Genomic DNA, 17,203 nt, shown 5'->3' with positions numbered 1-17,203 from the left:
TACGTCATGTGCCACGCGCCGCCCGCCGCGTGCGCCATGCACGCTGAGACGAGTCAACACGAGGTTCACGATGGGTATCGAACGCGAAATCAAGCTAGCGCTGCCGCCCGCGCAGGCAGAGACGGCCGCGCGGTGGTTCGCCGCGCGCACCGGCGCAGCGGGACGGCCGATCATGCTAGACAACCTGTACTTCGACACGCCTGCGCTGACGCTGGCCCGCTCGAAGAGCGCGCTGCGGCTGCGCCGCACGCCGGACGGCTGGCTGCAGACGTTCAAGACGGTCGGCGAGGCGCACGCCGGTTTGCACAGCCGGCACGAGTGGGAAATTCCGGTGGCCGGCCCGGCGCTGGAAATCGATGCGCTGCTGCAAGCGTGCGACGATCCCACTGCGGCGACGGCACTGCGCAACGCGGCGCCGCAACTCGTCGAACTGTTCCGCACGAATTTCACACGGACGCTGTGGCATGTGGTGCACGACGACACGGATATCGAAGCCGCGATCGATCAAGGGGAAGTCGTTGCGCAGGTAGACGGTGAGACACGCCGCGCGCCGATCAGCGAAGTCGAGCTGGAATTGAAGCGCGGCGACGAAGCAGCGCTGCATGCGTTGGCGGCGGAACTCGGCGCAAGCGTGCCGGGGCTCATGCCGGACGACGTCAGCAAGGCGCAACGCGGGTACCGGCTGCGCGAGAACGGCGCGGGCGCAGCAGCGTAGCAGCGGCCACTTCGTGCCGGCGCGAATCGGAGCGCGCAGTCTTCGCCCCCTGTACCGCGCGGCGGGCGAGGCTCAGGGCTCACTCAGCCGCTTCGCGGCAGCGCGCACCGCACGCAATCGTCGCGAACACCTTGAGCCGACGCGCATTAGCTGCGACACTCTTCGGCCATGACTTCCGCTACCCGTTCACGCTCTTCATCGCAGCAAGGCTCCTTGTTCGGCGATGAAACCGCAGCCGCGGCGACCCCATCCACGGCAACCGCCGCCGATACACCGCCGCTTCCATCCGCCACGCCCGCAGCATCGCTCGAAGCCCAATTCGACGCGTTACCGCCCGCCTGGCGCGCCCATCTGCGGCCGTTCATCGAAAGCGGCACCTATGCGTCGCTGTGCAGCTTCGTCGACGGCGAACGCGCAGCGGGCAAAACCGTCTACCCAGCCGACGTGTTCCGCGCGCTGCGTCTGACGAGCCCGGACGACGTCAAAGTCGTGATCCTCGGCCAGGACCCATATCACGGCGAAGACCGCGGCACGCCGCAAGCGCATGGGCTCGCGTTCTCCGTGCCGCCAGCCGTACGTCCGCCGCCTTCGCTGCGCAACATCTTCAAGGAAATCGCGGCGAGCCTCGGCTATGAGTCGCCGCGTCACGGCTGCCTCGACACCTGGGCGAAACAGGGCGTACTACTGCTCAACACCGTGTTGACGGTGGAGCGCGACCACGCCGCCAGCCACGCCAAACGCGGCTGGGAAAAATGCACCGACACGCTGATTCACGAACTGGCGTTGCGTCACGAGCATCTGGTGTTCATGCTGTGGGGCGCGCACGCGCAGGCCAAGCGCGCGCTGCTCGGCGGCCGGCCGCATTGCGTGCTGGAGGCGCCGCATCCGTCGCCGTTGTCCGCCCATCGTGGCTTTCTCGGCTGCCGGCATTTCGCGCTCGCCAACGACTATCTGCAGGCAAACGGACGCGCGCCGATCGACTGGCGTCTGCCTGAAGAAGCGCAGACGTTCGCATAACGCACTCAGTCCTGACGACGATCGATCACCGAGATCGAACACACAAAGAAAAACGCCGCGGAATTGTGTTCCGCGGCGTTTTGGTATCGGACGCCCGCCGTGTACAGCCAGCGGGCACCCCGAACAGTCAGCCTCAGGCTGCGGCGATCGCTTCGCGCGCGCCGGCCAAGGCCGCCGCTGCGGCTTCCGGGCCCATGTTCAGGCCTTCCGCGTAGATGAACGAAACGTCGGTCATGCCGAGGAAGCCGAGGAAGGTGCTCAGATACGGCGTTTGCGAATCGCCCGGCGTACCCAGATACTTGCCGCCGCGCGCCGACACCACATACACCTTCTTGCCCTTCACGAGGCCTTCCGCACCGTTCGCGCCGTACTTGAACGTGATGCCTGCACGGGCGAGGAAGTCGAAATACGTCTTCAGTTGCGACGAGATGCCGAAGTTGTACATCGGCGCGCCGATCACGACGATGTCGGCCGCCATCAGCTCGGCGATCAGCGCTTCGCTGCGCGACGCGATGGCCTGCTGCTCGGCAGTGCGCTGCTCGGCCGACGTGAAGAATGCGCCGAGGATCGCGTCGTCGAGGTGCGGCAGTGCGTCGTTGTACAGATCGCGGGTCACGACTTTCGCGCCCGGATTGGATTGTTGCAGCTTCGCGGTCAGTTCGTTGACAAGCAGCGTCGACTGCGCACCTTGCGTACGAGCCGCCGAATTGATTTGCAGAATCGTGGTCATCTTTAACTCCCGGATTTGGACATGCGCAAGTTGCGCGAGTGGGAGCATTGTGTTTTTTTACGGCGCCGCGAAAAAGTAGCGCGGGAGCGACGGATTGTTGCAACAGCAGAACAATCGGACTGTGTGGAGTGGCCGTCGGGAATCGGCGAGGCGGCGCAACGGGCCGTGGTGGCCCTGACGGCGCCGCTGCCCGAGGTCCGCTCGCTGTCCGAACGGTCGATGAAAAGATCGATGAAAAGCACGGGGGGCGGCGCGCGAGCGGCTACGCCGCCCGGCAACCGCCGAAAAGCGTCAGCGCCCGAGCCAGCCGGCGCGCCAGCTGCGCGCCGCTTCGCTGTTCTTATCGATCTTGGCGCTTTTGCCGGATTTGCCTGGCTCTGCTTTGGCACCCTTAACCGCTTTGGCCCCCTTACCGCCCTTGCCCGTCTCATCCTTGACGGTCAGCTTGTAACGCACGACCTCCGGCCCATCGAGCTTCAGCGAGACCACCCGCAGTTCATCACGCCGAAACGCATGAATCTCGACCTTGGTGCCCGCCACATAACGCGCGAGCAGCGTATCGAGGTTGGCGCCCGTCACGCGCAGGCCGTCGATCGCGATCAGCACGTCGCCTGCCGACAGGCCGGCCTTTTGCGCCGCGCTGCCGTCGTGCACCGCCGTCAACGTGCAATCCGCGCCGCCGCGCACGCGCACGCCGAGCGACGGCTTGCCGTTCGGCGCGAGCTCCGGCGCAAGCTCGATGCCGGCCGGCGCGAGCAGTTCGGCGAGCGGCAAGTCGCGCGTGCCGTGCACGCCGTTCGCAAAAAGCTCGCTCAGATCGGCGCCGGTCGCCTCGGCAAACAGCGCCTCGACATCGCCCTCCTCGAGGCCCAGCGCCTTGCCGCGATAGAAATCGCGTCCATACCGCTGCCACAACAGACGCATCACATCGTCGAGCGAGCGGCGGTTGCCGGTTTGCGCCCGAATCGTCAGATCGAAGGCCAGCGCCACCAGCGAACCCTTCTGGTAGTAGCTGACGATCGCATTCGGCGCGTTCTCGTCCTGCCGGTAATACTTGACCCACGCATCGAACGAACTCTCGGCGACGGTCTGCTTGAGCCGCCCGCTGCTGCGCAGCACACCGGCGACCGTCCTGCCGATCATCGTCAGATAGTCCGCTTCGCTGATCGCGCCACAGCGCACCAGAATCAGGTCGTCGTAGTACGACGTGAAGCCTTCGAACAGCCACAGCAGCGACGTGTAGTTTTCGCGCGTCAGGTCGTACGGCGCGAACGCCGCCGGCTTGATGCGCTTCACGTTCCACGTATGGAAATACTCGTGGCTGCACAGGCCGAGATAGGTGCGGTAGCCGTCGGTCATCTCGTCGCGGCCCGCCACCGGCAAGTCCGAGCGATTGCAGATCAGCGACGTCGACGCGCGATGCTCGAGGCCGCCGTAGCCATCGGCGACGGCTTGCGTCATGAACACATAGCGTTCGACCGGCGCCTTCTTCGAGCGCGGCTCGAACAGCGCGATCTGCGCCTCGCAGATGCGCTTCAGGTCCGCCTGCAGGCGTGCCATATCGAGCCCGACCACGCGGCCCGCGATCACGATGTCGTGCGGCACGCCGTGCGCGTCGAAGCTCGCAAGCGCGAATTCGCCGAGCGTCACCGGATGGTCGACCAGTTCGTCGTAGTTTTGCGCCTGGTATTCGCCGAAGCCATAGCGCTTCGTGCCGCGCGCTTCCGGCAACGCGGTCGCGACGCGCCAGTTGCGGTACGCGGGTCCGTCCGGCTTCTGGATATCGACCACGCACGGCGCATTCTCGTGCCCCAGCGGCGAAAGGAAGGTGCTCGTGCCGTTGAAGAAGCCGGTCGTATCGTCGAGATGCGCGGCGCGCACCGACATATCCCACGCATAGACCTCGTAGCGCAACGTCAGCGCGCCCTTCACCGGCGCGGCCTGCCACGTGTGCTTGTCGGTTTTTTCGATGCGCACCTTGCGGCCCGCATCGTTGACTGCCCGCAGCGTGACGATGTTGCGCGCGAACTCGCGCACCATGTAGCTGCCCGGAATCCACACCGGCAGCATGAAGCGCTGGCCCGCCGGATCAGGATCGTCAACCGTGACGGTGACTTCGAACAGGTGAGCGGCGGGTTGCTTCGGGACGATGGTGTAGCGGATCGGCTTCATCGGCGGACGGGATCGGGGCTTGGGTGAAATGAGTCAGTCGGGCGAAAAACAGGGCGCCGGCCGTGGGCGCGCGACATCGCGCGCCACTGCGCAACCCGGCGCCTTCGGCCAGTCGTGAGACAAACGTGAGGCAAACTCGAAACCAACACGCTCAATGCGCAGCGGCGATTTCCTTGTCCAGCTGATCGGCCGGCACCGCGCCCGGCAGACGGCGGCCGTCGGCGAGGAACACCGTCGGCGTGCCGTTCACGTTCATCGAGCGGCCCAGCGCGAGGTTCTTGTCGATCGCGGCGGTGTCGCAGGTGCCGGCGGCGGTCGGCGCGTGACGCTCCAGCATCCACGATTCCCACGCCTTCGCGCGGTCGGTCGAGCACCAGATCGACTTCGACTTCACCGTCGAATCCGGCGACAGCACCGGATACAGGAAGGTGTACACGGTGATGTTGTCGAACGACTTCAGCGTGCTCTCGAGCTGTCGGCAGTACGGGCAGTTCGGATCCGAGAACACGGCGATCTTGCGGCTGCCGTCGCCCTTCACCACCTTCACCGCATTGGCGAGCGGCAGGCTGGCGAAATCGATCTTGTTGGTTTCCTGCAGGCGCGCATCGGTCAGATTCTTGCGCGTCTTCGCATCGACGATATCGCCGAGCACGATGTAATCGCCGTTCGCATCGCTATAGACGATCTGCGAGCCGAGGTTCACCTCGTAGAGCCCGGCGATCGGCGACTTGCCGATGCTCTTGATCGTGACATCGCCGAGCCGCGTCTGCAGCGTCGCTTTCAGTTTGTCGGTCGTCTGGTCGGCCTGCGCGGAGCAGCCGAGCGCCGCAGCAGCGACAGCCAGCGCGAGCGCGGCGATGCGAATACGTTTCTTCATCTGTTGACTCCCGGTTCGGTAGCGCCACGTGCGCGATGCATGCGGCGAGCGCGGTCGCGATGGCTTCCGCTCGTGTGTGTCGTGGTGGAGCGGCGCACCTATGCACCGTTCGCTGTTGTCTGTCTGCTGACTGTGCGGCGGCGCACGCTCGCCGCATTCGTCCGCGTTTGTGCGCATTCGTCCGCGTATGTCGTTCCGCCACAAGGTCATGCGGCGCCACACCGTTATGCGATTACCCCAACGCCGACGATACCAGCCAGCGCTTGATCAACGGTTGCGCGCCGACAAACGCCATACCGGCATTGCGCACCGCGCGCGCCACCAGACCCGGCACCGCGAACAACCGCTGCAAGCCGTCGGTGGCGACCATCAGCGCGCGGATGTCTTCGCTGCGCGAGCGCTCATAGCGGCGCAGCAACACCATATCGCCGAGATCGCGGAACGCTTCCTTGTTTGCAATCACCTCGGCGAGCGACGCGACGTCGCGCAGCCCCAGATTCATGCCCTGCCCCGCCAGCGGATGGATCAGATGCGCGGCATCGCCGACCAGCACGACGCGCGGCGCCGCCAGCCGCTCCACCGTTTGCAGCGCAAGCGGGAAACCTTTCGCCGGGGTTACACACTCCAGCGCACCGAGCGCGCCCATCGTCACCCGTTCGACCTCAGCGGCGAGGCGCTCCGGCGCAAGCGCCAGCAGTTCCTCGGCGTGCTCGGTGTGGGCCGACCATACCAGCGATACGTGACCATCCGGCAACGGCAGCAGCGCGATGATCTCGCCGTCGCGAAACCACTGATACGCGGTTTCGCCGTGCGGCCGCTCGGCCTTGAAATTGGCGACCACGCCGGTTTGTCTGTAATCGCGCTGATTGACCTTCGAGCCGATCTGCGCGCGCACCCACGAATGCGCGCCATCCGCGCCGACCACCAGATCCGCGTCGAGCAGGTTGCCGTTGGCAAGCCCAATGGTCGCGCCGCCCGGCTTGATGTCGAGCGCCTGTGCGCGCGCATCGAGCCACGTGACATTCGGCTGGAAGCGCAGCGCCGCATCCAGCGCGCGTTCGATCAGCGACGATTCGACGATCCACGCGAGCTGCGCGACCGAAGCCTGGAACGCGGAGAAATGCAGCTCGGCGTGCGCATCGCCGTACACGCGCATGTCGTAGGCCGGCGACAGTTTCGCGATATCGAGCGCCTGCCACACGCGCAGCCGTTCGAGCAGCGCCTGCGAACTGGCCGATAGCGCATAGATACGCGAGTCGAACACCGCATCGGCCGGCAGCGGCGCGCAATGCTGCGCGAGCAGCGCGACGCGCAGGCCGGTTTGCGTCAGCGCGAGCGCCGCGGTCTTGCCGACGAGGCCGCCGCCGATCACGGCGACGTCGAAGCTTGGATGGTGGGGATTCATCCGCGCATTATAGCTGTCAGGCTTGATGGGGCTGGGCGTGGGTGGCCGGCGCAACACCCGAAAGAGTTACAATCGCGGTTTCGTGACAAACCGCGCACCCGATCGCCGAGCCAGCGCCCGACCGGATGCGTTGTCCCGCTCCGCTGCGGCTCTTAGCCACGACTGCGGAATGCCTGCCGGCAGCCTGCCCGCAGCGTCGAGCGCATCACGCAACCCATTGTTCACCGAGAGATTTCCATGAGCCTCAAATGCGGCATCGTCGGCCTGCCCAACGTCGGCAAGTCCACCCTGTTCAACGCGCTGACCAAGGCGGGCATCGCCGCCGAAAACTATCCGTTCTGCACGATCGAGCCGAACGTCGGCGTGGTCGAAGTGCCGGACGCGCGTCTGCAGGCGCTCGCCGGCATCGTCAAGCCGGAGCGCATCGTGCCGGCGGTAGTCGAGTTCGTCGACATCGCGGGTCTGGTGGCCGGCGCCAGCAAGGGTGAAGGGCTCGGCAACCAGTTCCTCGCCAACATCCGCGAAACCGACGCGATCACGCACGTGGTGCGCTGCTTCGAAGACGACAACGTGATTCACGTCGCGGGCAAGGTCGATCCGCTGTCGGACATCGAGGTAATCAACACCGAACTCGCGCTGGCCGACCTCGCGACGGTCGAGAAGGCGCTGTCGCGCTATTCGAAGGCCGCCAAGTCGGGCAACGACAAGGAAGCGATCAAGCTCGCCGCGGTGCTGGAAAAAGTGCGCGCGCAACTCGACCAGGCGAAGGCGGTACGCGGCCTCGATCTGAGCGAAGACGAACAGGCGCTGATCAAGCCGTTCTGCCTGATCACCGCGAAGCCGGCGATGTACGTGGCCAACGTGAAGGACGACGGCTTCGAGAACAACCCGCATCTGGACCTGGTGCGCAAGTACGCGGAAAGCGACAAGTCGCCGGTAGTCGCGGTGTGCGCGGCGATCGAAGCGGAAATCGCCGATCTCGCCGACGAAGACAAGGAAGTGTTCCTCGCCGACATGGGCATGGAAGAGCCGGGCCTGAACCGCGTGATTCGCGCGGGTTTCAAGCTGCTCGGGCTGCATACGTACTTCACCGCGGGCGTGAAGGAAGTGCGCGCGTGGACGATTCATATCGGCGATACGGCGCCGCAGGCAGCCGGTGCGATTCACACCGATTTCGAACGCGGCTTCATTCGTGCACAGACCATCGGCTTCGACGATTACATCGCGTTCAAGGGTGAACAAGGCGCGAAGGAAGCCGGCAAGATGCGCGCGGAAGGCAAGGAATACGTCGTGCACGACGGCGACGTGATGAACTTCCTGTTCAACGTCTAAGCGCAAAAAAACGCCGGGGCGGCGAACCGCCCCGGCGTTTCACATCACCAGATCAGCGTGATCAGCGCGTCGCGATATACATCGTGATTTCGAAACCGAAACGCAGATCGGTGTAAGCCGGAGTGGTCCAGGTCATGGCTAAAGCTCCTTAAGTAGAAGAAAAAAACGTCCGCTCACTTCACTTGTCGCGCGGACACACGACGTTGCTATCGACATCGCCGTCACCGAAAAACGCACCGTCGGTGCCGATCTGGCCACCGGTAGGCATGGTGGTCACGCCCGCGGGCAACGGCGGATTGCTGGTGGCCCACGTCAGCGCATAACCATCGTCGTAGGTCGCGTGGTAGGTCTGCGCGCCACGCGTAAACGCCACCGTCTTGTGGTTCATGTCGACGGCGATCTTGTCGCCGTTCGGACAGGTCTGCGTGAAGACATGCGGGTCGGCTGCTGCACGCGCGGGCGTCACAGCCACCAGCGCGGCAACCGCGAAGCTGCACGCCAGCGCAACGGTCCCTTTGATTTTCATGTGTCGTCTCCTGATCGTTTCGGCCGGTCGCACTGGTTGCGAGCCCGGCCGGCATTGGCACGTCTACCCACGCTCGAGCGCGGTCGACGAGCTCACTTCAGACTGTGGTAGTAAGCGGCGAGATCGGCGATCTCCGTATCGCTGAGCGGCTTGGCGATCACCGACATCGTTTCGTTTTGCCGCTCTCCCGAACGAAAAGCCTTCAACTGCTCGACCAGGTAATCTTCATCCTGGCCCGCGAGGTTCGGCGTCTGCGGCATCACTGCGTGTCCGTCAGGCCCGTGGCATGCCGCGCATTGCGCGGAGCGCGTCTTGCCGGCGGCAATGTCCGCGGCCATGCTGTGCTGGGTTAGCGATACCAGCATCGTCGCCAGAAACAGGCTCGATAGAATCTTGCTCACGCTGCTTGCCCCTTACTTTCCGACGTAGGTAATGCGATATACCGCACTGGCGAAATCGTCCGATACGAGCAACGAGCCGTCTCTCATCGGCTCGACGTCGACCGGCCGTCCTTTGTACTGACCGTCGGCGGTGAGCCAGCCCGACGCGAACACCTGGGTACCGACTGCGGTGCCATCGGCTTTCAGACGCGTGAACATGATGCGTGCGCCGAGCGGGTGTTTACGCACCCACGAGCCGTGCTCCGCATCGAAAATGCCACCGACGTACTGCTTCGGAAACTCGGACCCTTCGTAGAAAGACATCCCCAGGTCGGCCGCGTGCGGCGGCAGGTTGACCTGCGGAAACACCACGCCGGCCGGCGGCGTCTTGTCCTGGTACTCGGCGGTGCGGTCGTGGCCGCCGCCGTAGAACGGATAGCCGAAGTCTTCACCGGCCTTGGTGGCGCGGTTCAGTTCGCCAGGCGGCCGATCGTCGCCGAGCGTATCGGTCTGGTTATCCGTGAACCACAGCGTCTTGTCCTTCGGGTTGAAGTCGAGACCGACCGAATTGCGGATACCGTGCGCATAGATCTCGCGGCCGCTGCCGTCCTGGTTGTAACGCACGATCGCGCCCATGCCGGCCTTGTAGTACGCGTCGTACTTCTCCGGTGGCAGCACGTTGTAATGCTCGCCGACCGCGATGTACAGCTTGCCGTCCGGCCCGACGCGGCACACGCGCGCACCGTGGTTGTACGCCTCGTCGCCGACCGGAATCAGCTGGCCTTGCGGCACGACGATCTGTTGCGTCGGCGTCGCACTGCCCGGATTCGCGAACGACAGAACGCGGTTGAGTTCGGCCACGAACAGCTTGCCGTCGGGCGCGAAGCACACGCCGTTCGGATCCTTGAAGTTGCTTGCCGCGGAAAACTCCGTGACTTCGCTCACCTTGCCGTTGCCATCGTCGTGCAGCACCCAGATGGCATTCTTGCGCGTGCCGATATACGCAGTGCCGGTGGTCGGATCGACGGCGATGGCGCGCGCGCCAGGCACCATCGCGTACAGCTCAATCTTGAAGCCGGGGGGCATCTTGATGTTCTTCAGGTTCTGCTGGACTGCCGCCATCGCCTCGGGATCTTGCGGGTAGATGCGCGGCGCCTCCTGCGCCCACGCCGCACCGGCTGCATACGCCAGCACGCCCGCTGCAAAGATAGTTCGCTTGAAGCCTGGGGTCATTTGCGTCCTCGTTTTCTTCGAAAGTTATGAGGCGGATTCGAGAGACCGTGCCGAATCCGCACGACCGCACGGCAGCGCCGTATCCGCCGGGTCCGCGCAAGTGCGTCGATGTCGCGTTGCGGCGATCCGGCATTCCGTGCCTTGCGAACATCTGACATTCGCAATACTTGAAAAGCAGGGTGAAACGTTTGCGTAAGCAACACGGGTCTCCAATATGGAGAAGGGCAGCGTGCCCGCAGGCCGCTGCCCTTCGTCTCCCTCTTCCCGTGCTGTGCCGGACATCATGCGATCCGGCTTCGGTTCGACTGCCTGCCGATCGATCCTGTGCTGCAGCCGCGTGCTTACTTGAGGACTTGCGGATTGATGCAGTTGAGCGGTGCTTCGCCCTGCAGCACGCGAATCACGTTGTCGGTGACGATCTTGCCCATCGCGAGACGGGTCTGCGTGGTCGCGGAAGCGATGTGCGGCACGATCACGACGTTGTCGAGTTGCGCGAGGCCGGGCGCGAGCGCAGGCTCGTCTTCGAATACGTCGAGCCCCGCGCCCCAGATCACCTTGTCTTTTAGCGCGGCTACCAGCGCCTTTTCGTCGACTAGCGGTCCGCGCGCCGCGTTGATCAGCACCGCGCTGGGTTTCATCGCGGCCAGTTCGGCGGCGCCAATGTAGTGATGCGTGTCGGGCAGCAGCGGCAAATGCAGCGACAGGTAGTCCGATTCGCGCAGCAGCGTCGCCTTGTCGACGAAACGCGCGTTGTATTCGCGCTCGAACGCTTCGTTGCGGTGCGCATCGCTATAGATGATGTTCATATCGAACGCCGCGGCCTTGCGCGCGAACTTCGAACCGATGCGGCCGAGCCCGGCGATGCCCAGCGTCGTGTTGTCGACGTCCTGGCCGATGAACGCCATCGGCGACCAGCCCTGCCACTTGCCGGCGCGCACATAGCGCTCGGACTCGGAGACGCGGCGCGCGGTCGCCAGCAGCAGCGCCCATGCGTGCGTCGCGGTGGCATCGTCGAGCACGCCCGGCGTGTTGGTCATGATCACGCCGCGCTTCGTCGCTGCGTCGAGATCGAAGTTGTTGAAACCCACCGCATAGTTCGCGACGATCCGGCATTGCGCGCCGGCGGCGTCGAGCACTTCACCGTCGAACTTGTCCGTCAGCAGGCTCACCACCGCGTCGCGGCCGCGCACGGCCTGCACCAGTTCTTCGCGAGTGAGCGCGCGGTCGTGCGGATTCACGTCCACATCGAAATGTTTGCGCAGCGTGTCGATGGTTTGCGCGGGGATCATCCGCGTGACGTAGACGCTTTTCTTTGCCATTGCCGTGTTTCCAGGTTGTGGTGTTTGCTTCGACGCTTAGCCGCGCTTCGACAGACGTCCAATGAACTCGCTGCCGCTGTCGGCCAGTTGCTGGTCGTCAGCCGGGGCGAGCCCGCTCACCCCGACCGCACCGATCACCTGGCCTGCGCTGTCTGCGATCAACGCGCCACCTGGCAGCGCGGTCAGCAGCGAATCGCAGAAGTAACTGATCGCGAGATCCTCGCGACGCAGCCGTTCGAGAAATGCGGTGGTGGTCTGCAACATGCGCGTGCACGTATAGGCCTTTTGCTGCGCCAACGCGATGCTACGCACCGGCGTGCCGTCAGCACGCGCAAAGGCGAGCAGAAAACCGTGCGCGTCGCACACGGACACACACACGGGTTTGCCGAAGCGTTGCTGCGCTTCTCCGACAAGATGGCTGACGAGTTGTTGCGCACGGCCCAGATCGAGTTCTACTGCTGCTGCCATTAATGCCTCACGTCTCTAACGATGATTGATTGCGGGTTGTGGATGATCGAGCGACTCGATGTCGTCGATCTCGGGGCGCGCGGCGCCCCTGCCGGCCGTCTGCTGCGCGGCCAGTTCTGCGCGTTTGACGCGCCGGTGTACGTAGGCGGTCAGGACCGGCGTCAGGATCGCGGTGACGATCACCGACGCGGCCACCTGAATCGTCGCGATCGGCGCGATCGCGGCATAAGTCGGATCGGCAATCGCCACCGCTTGCGGCGTGCCGGTCGCGTTGCCCGCCGTGCTCGAAGCTGCCGCGCCGGCCACGCCCGAACCGCCCAGCAAGCGATCGGCGGCGATGCAGACGATGCCCGTGATGACCATCACCGCCACGCCGAGCATGATGCCCGGCAAGCCGGCGGTCGTCACCGATTTCAGATTGATGCCCTCGCCCAGCGTGAAGGCCATGAACGGCACGATGATCGGCTCGTGCCGTCCGAAGAAGTCGCGCAGATCTTCGTCGAGATTGCCGAGAATCGCGCCCGCGGCGATCGGTGCGATCACCGACACCATCGTCAGCCACGGAATCACCGCAAGCCCGGCACCGACCAGCACCAGCATCGTGACGAACGGCCCGGTCTCGATGCTCTGCACGACATAGGTGCCGGCGTCTTCCTTGGTACCGAAGGTGCTGGTGAGCGCGAGGAACATGCCACCGTTGGTGTCGTTCATCGCCGCGAGCAACGCAAGCGTCGACAGCCCAACGAAGTTGCCGTGAAAGAAATGCGCAATGCCTAAAGCCAGCACGACGGCGATGCCGACCTTCGCGAACAGAATGCCGAAGCCGCGTCGCAACATCTTCGGCGCGCCCCGCAACGTCATCTTGGTACCCGCGGTGAACAGGTACATCGCAAGGATGGTCGGGTATCCGGCGTTGGTGAGCGCCTGAGTGAAGCCGCCGATCTTCAGCGCGTTGGGCGCGAAAGTATTGACCAGCATGCCGATGAACAGCGGTACAACCATCAAACCGCCGGGTACGCGATTTATCGCCTGATAGATCTTCACGGACGTCTCCTGAACCTGCGTATCTGCCCTTCGAAGGGCATTCGTTATCTGGCTCACACGGCACACGCTGATCGCATCGACGGCGGATCACAGGCTGGTTGTCGTCTTAGCGAGTAACCATGTTATATGATAAGTTGACCACCTCACCGGTCAGGTAAACCCTGAAATCGCGAACGAAGATTTGGGGCCGAGGTGGGCTTACGCTATGTGGAATCGCGGCTGAAAGCACGAGGACTTTATGGCGGCAAAACTCAATTCGTTGACGGCGCAGGTTGCCGGTCTGCTTCAGGAAGCCATTTCAGAAGGGGTCTATCCGGTCGGCACCAAGCTGCCGTCGGGCAAGGAGCTGGGCCGGATGCACGGCGTCAGCCAGGCGGTGATCCGCGAAGCGACTGAACGGTTGCGTTCGAAAGGTTTGATCGACAGCCGTCAGGGTTCCGGTTGCATCGTGAAAGCGCGCACCGAAGCCGATGGCTTCAAGGTGTTCAACAGCATGCGCGCCGATCAGGTGGAACTGTCGAGCGTGTTCGAATTGCGCCTCGATCTGGAAGGCGCGGCCGCGGGGCTCGCGGCGGTACGGCGCACGAACGCGGACCTGGACAAACTGTCAGGCATCCTGAGCGCGCTCGCGGAAAATCTGCATGATCTCGACGCCGGTGTGGAACTCGATCTGGCTTTTCACACGGCCATTGCGGTTGCGACTCACAACCCCTATTACGGCAACTTGCTGAAGTACCTCAATTTGCAGTTGCGTCAGGCTGTGCATGCCGCCCGCTATAACGCGCTGGTCAACGAGCCGTTGCCGCAAACCGTGCAACGCGAGCATCTGGCCGTGTTCGAGGCGATTCGCGCAAGCGACGCGAATGGCGCTCGCGCGGCGGTGATGCTGCACTTGCAGCGTGCCGCGTGTCATCTGGAACTGGACATTCCCGGCCGCGACCCGGACTCCGGCATGCTGCGGGCCATTACTACGCACAGCCGCGCGCAAGAGGCCGAAGCACGCGTCGATTAGCGCCCGGGTTCAGCTTCGCGTGCTGCAGCAGGATTTCGTTCGACGAAGAATCAATTCTCCGCGCCGGCTATCTCGCCGTGCTCGTCGCGTCCCGGCAGCGAAAGCTCAAGACGTGCCGCTGCCTTTTGCAGATGAGCCACCGCGGCCGAGCGTGCGGCGCCCGGATCGCCCGCACGAATCGCATCGAGCAGCGCGAGGTGCTCGCGATGCACTTCGTCGGGCAATTGCGGGAATGCGAGCGAGTGCGTGCGGCCAGCCCGTACGCACTCGCGGATCTGCAGGTTCAGATACTGCAGCAGGTCTTTGAAATAGCGGTTGTGCGTCGCATCGCCCAGCGCGACGTGAAACGCAATATCGAGTTCGACCGCGCGGTCCGGCGTGTACAGATTCTCGGCGAGCGCGTCGAGAATCGCTTCGAGCGCCTCGATATCTTCAGGTGTACGGCGCACTGCGGCGAGCGCGGCGGCAGCGCCTTCCAGATCGAGCCGCAATTCGAACACATGCGCAAGGTCCGCACGGTTCGTGTCGCTGACTTCGGGCACCATGAAGCCCACATTCTGTGTACGCGCCTTGACGGTACAACCCGAGCCCTGGCGGCTATCGATCAGACCTTGCGCGCGCAGACGCTCGGTGGCTTCGCGGATGACTGCCGCACTCACTCCGAAGCTTTGCGCGAGGTCCTTTCCGGATGGGAGCCGGGTGCCGACCGGATACACTCCGCTCAGAATATCGCTGGCAATTTTCTGCGCTACTTGCTGGGTTAGCGTCGCGGGCTTGGCAATCAAAGTGCCGGACGGGCGGGTGAACATGGCGTGTAGATTGATTCCTGTCGTCGGCTCGGCGAGGAGCCTGGTACGCATAGGCGAAGCCAGCGTTGTTTACATTTTCCTTGAAAACAACTCGCACCACCAGTCCGGAACGGGCACCGCCGCTTTTCTTGTCAGAAACAGGTGAAACACGATAGCTTTAGCCCACCGCATTTCCTCACCCGATAAGCATGCGGCGAATTTCCTCATGCGAAGACGACATACCGATGACGATCGACGACCTGCGCCAGCAATTGCTGGCATTCCGCGACGCCCGCGACTGGCGACAATTCCACACGGTGCGCAACCTGATCATGTCCACCAGCATTGAAGCGGGCGAAATGCTCGAAACGGTGCAATGGAAGACAGATGACGAGATCGCCGCGTTAGTCGCCGATCCGGTGGAGCGCAAACACCTCGAGCACGAATGCGCGGACGTGCTGATGTATCTGCTGTTAACTGCGGATGCAGCAGGCTTCGATCTCGTCGAGGCTACCGCGGAAAAGCTGAAGCTGAACGAAGCGCGTTATCCGGTGGAAAAGGCCAAGGGGAAAGCCACCAAATATTCGGATCTATGACCGGTTGTAGGCTGGCTCGCAAGCCACGCGAGCGGTCGGCCGGGCAAAGACATCGCACGTAATCAACTCTGCGGCGCCCCTTCACCGGCTACACCGGCCGGCCGAGGCGCGTCAGGCGCCTTCTTGCGCGATACTGCGCGCCCCTGCCGCCGGATTACCCAGCGCTTCAGATAAAGCAGCGCCGCGCTCACCACGCCATACATCATCGTCACGACGAACGCCGCCTGCAGCAGCGACTGCGGCGCATAGCTCGACACATCCTGCGAGCGGTGCAGCAGTTCGTCGTACGGAATCACATAGCCAAGCGACGTGTCCTGCACGATCGCCAGAATCGAACTGATCAGCGCGGGCAGCATGTTGCGCAGCGCTTGCGGCAACACGACGTACAGCATCGCCTGATACGGCCGCATGCCGAGCGCAAGCGCCGCCTCGCGCTGTCCGCGCGGCAGCGAAAGGATCCCGGCGCGCATCACCTCCGCAGTCATCGCGCCGTGATGCAACGCCATCGCCACCACCAGAAACCCGAGCGCGGGCCAGTCGAAGCCGAGCGCCGGCAACTCGATCACCATAAACAGGATCAGCAGCAGCAGCGGCACCGCGCGAAAGAATTCCACATACACGCCGGCGCAACGACTTACCCAGCGGCGCGTCGACAGGCGTCCAAGCGCAAGCGGCAGAGCCAGCGCAAACGCAGCAACCGTAGCGCACAGCGCGGCTTCGAGGGTCGACACGAGGCCATCGAACAAAAACTTCGCCGTGCCCCAATGCCAAAAGATCGCCCATTTATCGGCTGCGAACTGGCCGCTCGATTCGAGCCGCATGCCGACTGCGCACAGCAAGCCCAGCACCGCGCATGCGCTGACCACCGAGAACACGCGATGCCGCAACCGTCCGACCGGCCCCGGCGCTTCGTAGAGTTTCGGCGCGCGGTTCATCGCGTGACCGCCATCTTCTGTTCGAGCCGCCGCATATAGAGCCCAAGCGGAATGGTCAGCAGCAGATACGCGCACATCGCAGCGGCAAAGGTCGGCACCGCCTGCGCGGTTTCGAAGTTGATGCGCTGCGCAGTGTACGTAATGTCGAACACGCCGATCGCCGCCGCAATCGACGAAGCCTTGATCTGGTTGACGAACAGATTGCCGAGCGGCGGAATCACACTGCGCACCGCCTGCGGCAGCACGACGTTAGCGAGCACCTGTGCGAAGGTCATGCCGATGCTGCGCGCGGCTTCGATCTGCCCGGCCGGCACCGCATTGATGCCGGCGCGCAGCACTTCGGCGATCCACGCCGCGGTATAGAAGCCCAGCACCAGCACCGACGACACCGTCAGCGAATACATGAAGCCGAGCTTCGGCAAGCCGAATACGAACAGCAGCAGGAGCGCGAGCAGCGGCGTCATCCGCATGCACTCGACGTATGCCGCCGCGAACCAGCGCAACGGCGCCGACGGGCCGACCGCCATCACCGTGAGCGCCACGCCGAGCACAAAGGCCATCGCAAACGACAGCACGGTCAGCTCGATCGTGACGCCCATCCCCTCGACGAAGCGCCACCCGAAGGCAAGCACGGCATTCATGCGGCGCCGCGCG

The 17,203-nt window shown here is 64.1% G+C and carries 18 protein-coding genes and 1 pseudogene; 5 read left to right on the top strand and 14 right to left on the bottom strand.

Annotation, left to right across the window (positions count from 1 at the left end):
• The first annotated feature begins 70 nt into the window (after nucleotides 1-70).
• Together ACYVNQ_RS05530 and ACYVNQ_RS05525 are read left to right on the top strand one after the other, a co-directional pair.
• The gene (locus ACYVNQ_RS05530) at nucleotides 71-715 is read left to right on the top strand and encodes a CYTH domain-containing protein (protein ID WP_460901265.1); all 645 of its coding nucleotides are present in this window, start codon (nucleotides 71-73) and stop codon (nucleotides 713-715) included.
• 168 nt (nucleotides 716-883) lie between these two features.
• A complete protein-coding gene (locus ACYVNQ_RS05525) occupies nucleotides 884-1,732 on the top strand; it encodes a uracil-DNA glycosylase (RefSeq protein WP_460901264.1) in 849 nt (282 codons plus the stop codon).
• Nucleotides 1,733-1,865: 133 nt separating this feature from the next.
• Here the strand turns inward: ACYVNQ_RS05525 and ACYVNQ_RS05520 are convergent, their stop codons facing one another.
• The 4 genes and pseudogenes from ACYVNQ_RS05520 to ACYVNQ_RS05505 form a co-directional block, all read right to left on the bottom strand.
• The gene (locus ACYVNQ_RS05520; protein ID WP_460901263.1) at nucleotides 1,866-2,462 is read right to left on the bottom strand and encodes an FMN-dependent NADH-azoreductase; all 597 of its coding nucleotides are present in this window, start codon (nucleotides 2,460-2,462) and stop codon (nucleotides 1,866-1,868) included.
• A gap of 426 nt (nucleotides 2,463-2,888) precedes the next feature.
• Nucleotides 2,889-4,634 (bottom strand): annotated as a pseudogene (locus ACYVNQ_RS05515) (M61 family metallopeptidase); the annotation flags it as partial.
• A gap of 151 nt (nucleotides 4,635-4,785) precedes the next feature.
• Nucleotides 4,786-5,511 (bottom strand): DsbC family protein, encoded by a 726-nt coding sequence (locus tag ACYVNQ_RS05510; protein ID WP_460901262.1) that lies wholly within the window; start codon nucleotides 5,509-5,511, stop codon nucleotides 4,786-4,788.
• 232 nt (nucleotides 5,512-5,743) lie between these two features.
• Nucleotides 5,744-6,916, bottom strand: a complete 1,173-nt coding sequence (locus ACYVNQ_RS05505) for a UbiH/UbiF family hydroxylase (RefSeq protein ID WP_460901261.1) — start codon at nucleotides 6,914-6,916, stop codon at nucleotides 5,744-5,746.
• A gap of 237 nt (nucleotides 6,917-7,153) precedes the next feature.
• Between ACYVNQ_RS05505 and ychF the strand changes: the two genes are divergently transcribed.
• Nucleotides 7,154-8,248: a redox-regulated ATPase YchF gene (gene ychF / locus ACYVNQ_RS05500; RefSeq protein WP_460901260.1), complete on the top strand. Its 1,095-nt coding sequence runs from the start codon at nucleotides 7,154-7,156 to the stop codon at nucleotides 8,246-8,248.
• A gap of 61 nt (nucleotides 8,249-8,309) precedes the next feature.
• Here the strand turns inward: ychF and pqqA are convergent, their stop codons facing one another.
• The 7 genes from pqqA to ACYVNQ_RS05465 form a co-directional block, all read right to left on the bottom strand.
• Nucleotides 8,310-8,384: a pyrroloquinoline quinone precursor peptide PqqA gene (gene pqqA, locus ACYVNQ_RS05495; protein ID WP_460901292.1), complete on the bottom strand. Its 75-nt coding sequence runs from the start codon at nucleotides 8,382-8,384 to the stop codon at nucleotides 8,310-8,312.
• Between the two features lie 42 nt (nucleotides 8,385-8,426).
• Nucleotides 8,427-8,774: a hypothetical protein gene (locus ACYVNQ_RS05490; protein ID WP_460901259.1), complete on the bottom strand. Its 348-nt coding sequence runs from the start codon at nucleotides 8,772-8,774 to the stop codon at nucleotides 8,427-8,429.
• A gap of 92 nt (nucleotides 8,775-8,866) precedes the next feature.
• Nucleotides 8,867-9,175, bottom strand: a complete 309-nt coding sequence (locus ACYVNQ_RS05485; RefSeq protein ID WP_460901258.1) for a c-type cytochrome — start codon at nucleotides 9,173-9,175, stop codon at nucleotides 8,867-8,869.
• 12 nt (nucleotides 9,176-9,187) lie between these two features.
• Nucleotides 9,188-10,387, bottom strand: coding sequence for a PQQ-dependent sugar dehydrogenase (locus tag ACYVNQ_RS05480; RefSeq protein ID WP_460901257.1), 1,200 nt, complete (start codon nucleotides 10,385-10,387; stop codon nucleotides 9,188-9,190).
• 341 nt (nucleotides 10,388-10,728) lie between these two features.
• A complete protein-coding gene (locus ACYVNQ_RS05475) occupies nucleotides 10,729-11,706 on the bottom strand; it encodes a 2-hydroxyacid dehydrogenase (RefSeq protein ID WP_460901255.1) in 978 nt (325 codons plus the stop codon).
• A 36-nt stretch (nucleotides 11,707-11,742) separates the two neighbouring features.
• Nucleotides 11,743-12,174, bottom strand: a complete 432-nt coding sequence (locus tag ACYVNQ_RS05470; RefSeq protein ID WP_460901254.1) for a GlcG/HbpS family heme-binding protein — start codon at nucleotides 12,172-12,174, stop codon at nucleotides 11,743-11,745.
• A 15-nt stretch (nucleotides 12,175-12,189) separates the two neighbouring features.
• Nucleotides 12,190-13,218: a 2-keto-3-deoxygluconate permease gene (locus tag ACYVNQ_RS05465; RefSeq protein WP_460901253.1), complete on the bottom strand. Its 1,029-nt coding sequence runs from the start codon at nucleotides 13,216-13,218 to the stop codon at nucleotides 12,190-12,192.
• A gap of 238 nt (nucleotides 13,219-13,456) precedes the next feature.
• Between ACYVNQ_RS05465 and ACYVNQ_RS05460 the strand changes: the two genes are divergently transcribed.
• Nucleotides 13,457-14,230, top strand: coding sequence for a FadR/GntR family transcriptional regulator (locus tag ACYVNQ_RS05460; protein WP_460901252.1), 774 nt, complete (start codon nucleotides 13,457-13,459; stop codon nucleotides 14,228-14,230).
• 50 nt (nucleotides 14,231-14,280) lie between these two features.
• On the opposite strand, the gene ACYVNQ_RS05455 is transcribed toward ACYVNQ_RS05460, so the two are convergent.
• Nucleotides 14,281-15,015, bottom strand: coding sequence for a FadR/GntR family transcriptional regulator (locus ACYVNQ_RS05455; RefSeq protein WP_460901291.1), 735 nt, complete (start codon nucleotides 15,013-15,015; stop codon nucleotides 14,281-14,283).
• 248 nt (nucleotides 15,016-15,263) lie between these two features.
• On the opposite strand from ACYVNQ_RS05455, the gene ACYVNQ_RS05450 reads away from it, so the two are divergent.
• Nucleotides 15,264-15,614 carry a nucleotide pyrophosphohydrolase gene (locus ACYVNQ_RS05450; protein WP_460901251.1) on the top strand — a complete coding sequence of 117 codons (351 nt, stop codon included), beginning with the start codon at nucleotides 15,264-15,266 and terminating at the stop codon, nucleotides 15,612-15,614.
• A gap of 62 nt (nucleotides 15,615-15,676) precedes the next feature.
• Here the strand turns inward: ACYVNQ_RS05450 and ACYVNQ_RS05445 are convergent, their stop codons facing one another.
• A complete protein-coding gene (locus tag ACYVNQ_RS05445; RefSeq protein ID WP_460901250.1) occupies nucleotides 15,677-16,549 on the bottom strand; it encodes an amino acid ABC transporter permease in 873 nt (290 codons plus the stop codon).
• Nucleotides 16,546-17,190: an amino acid ABC transporter permease gene (locus ACYVNQ_RS05440; RefSeq protein WP_460901249.1), complete on the bottom strand. Its 645-nt coding sequence runs from the start codon at nucleotides 17,188-17,190 to the stop codon at nucleotides 16,546-16,548. Before ACYVNQ_RS05440 ends, ACYVNQ_RS05445 begins: the two co-directional genes overlap by 4 nt.
• Nucleotides 17,191-17,203: the final 13 nt, after the last annotated feature.

The sequence above is a fragment of the Paraburkholderia jirisanensis genome (assembly GCF_054782355.1).
Note: the sequence above shows the minus strand (reverse complement) of the source record. Positions and strands in the feature narration are given on the sequence as shown.

Coding starts and splice junctions, on each gene's coding strand:
- ACYVNQ_RS05530 (WP_460901265.1), top strand. CDS start 71: ATGGGTATCGAACGCGAAATCAAGCTAGCGCTGCCGCCCGCGCAGGCA.
- ACYVNQ_RS05525 (WP_460901264.1), top strand. CDS start 884: ATGACTTCCGCTACCCGTTCACGCTCTTCATCGCAGCAAGGCTCCTTG.
- ACYVNQ_RS05520 (WP_460901263.1), bottom strand. CDS start 2,462: ATGACCACGATTCTGCAAATCAATTCGGCGGCTCGTACGCAAGGTGCG.
- ACYVNQ_RS05510 (WP_460901262.1), bottom strand. CDS start 5,511: ATGAAGAAACGTATTCGCATCGCCGCGCTCGCGCTGGCTGTCGCTGCT.
- ACYVNQ_RS05505 (WP_460901261.1), bottom strand. CDS start 6,916: ATGAATCCCCACCATCCAAGCTTCGACGTCGCCGTGATCGGCGGCGGC.
- ychF (WP_460901260.1), top strand. CDS start 7,154: ATGAGCCTCAAATGCGGCATCGTCGGCCTGCCCAACGTCGGCAAGTCC.
- ACYVNQ_RS05490 (WP_460901259.1), bottom strand. CDS start 8,774: ATGAAAATCAAAGGGACCGTTGCGCTGGCGTGCAGCTTCGCGGTTGCC.
- ACYVNQ_RS05480 (WP_460901257.1), bottom strand. CDS start 10,387: ATGACCCCAGGCTTCAAGCGAACTATCTTTGCAGCGGGCGTGCTGGCG.
- ACYVNQ_RS05475 (WP_460901255.1), bottom strand. CDS start 11,706: ATGGCAAAGAAAAGCGTCTACGTCACGCGGATGATCCCCGCGCAAACC.
- ACYVNQ_RS05470 (WP_460901254.1), bottom strand. CDS start 12,174: ATGGCAGCAGCAGTAGAACTCGATCTGGGCCGTGCGCAACAACTCGTC.
- ACYVNQ_RS05460 (WP_460901252.1), top strand. CDS start 13,457: ATGGCGGCAAAACTCAATTCGTTGACGGCGCAGGTTGCCGGTCTGCTT.
- ACYVNQ_RS05450 (WP_460901251.1), top strand. CDS start 15,264: ATGACGATCGACGACCTGCGCCAGCAATTGCTGGCATTCCGCGACGCC.
- ACYVNQ_RS05445 (WP_460901250.1), bottom strand. CDS start 16,549: ATGAACCGCGCGCCGAAACTCTACGAAGCGCCGGGGCCGGTCGGACGG.
- ACYVNQ_RS05440 (WP_460901249.1), bottom strand. CDS start 17,190: ATGAATGCCGTGCTTGCCTTCGGGTGGCGCTTCGTCGAGGGGATGGGC.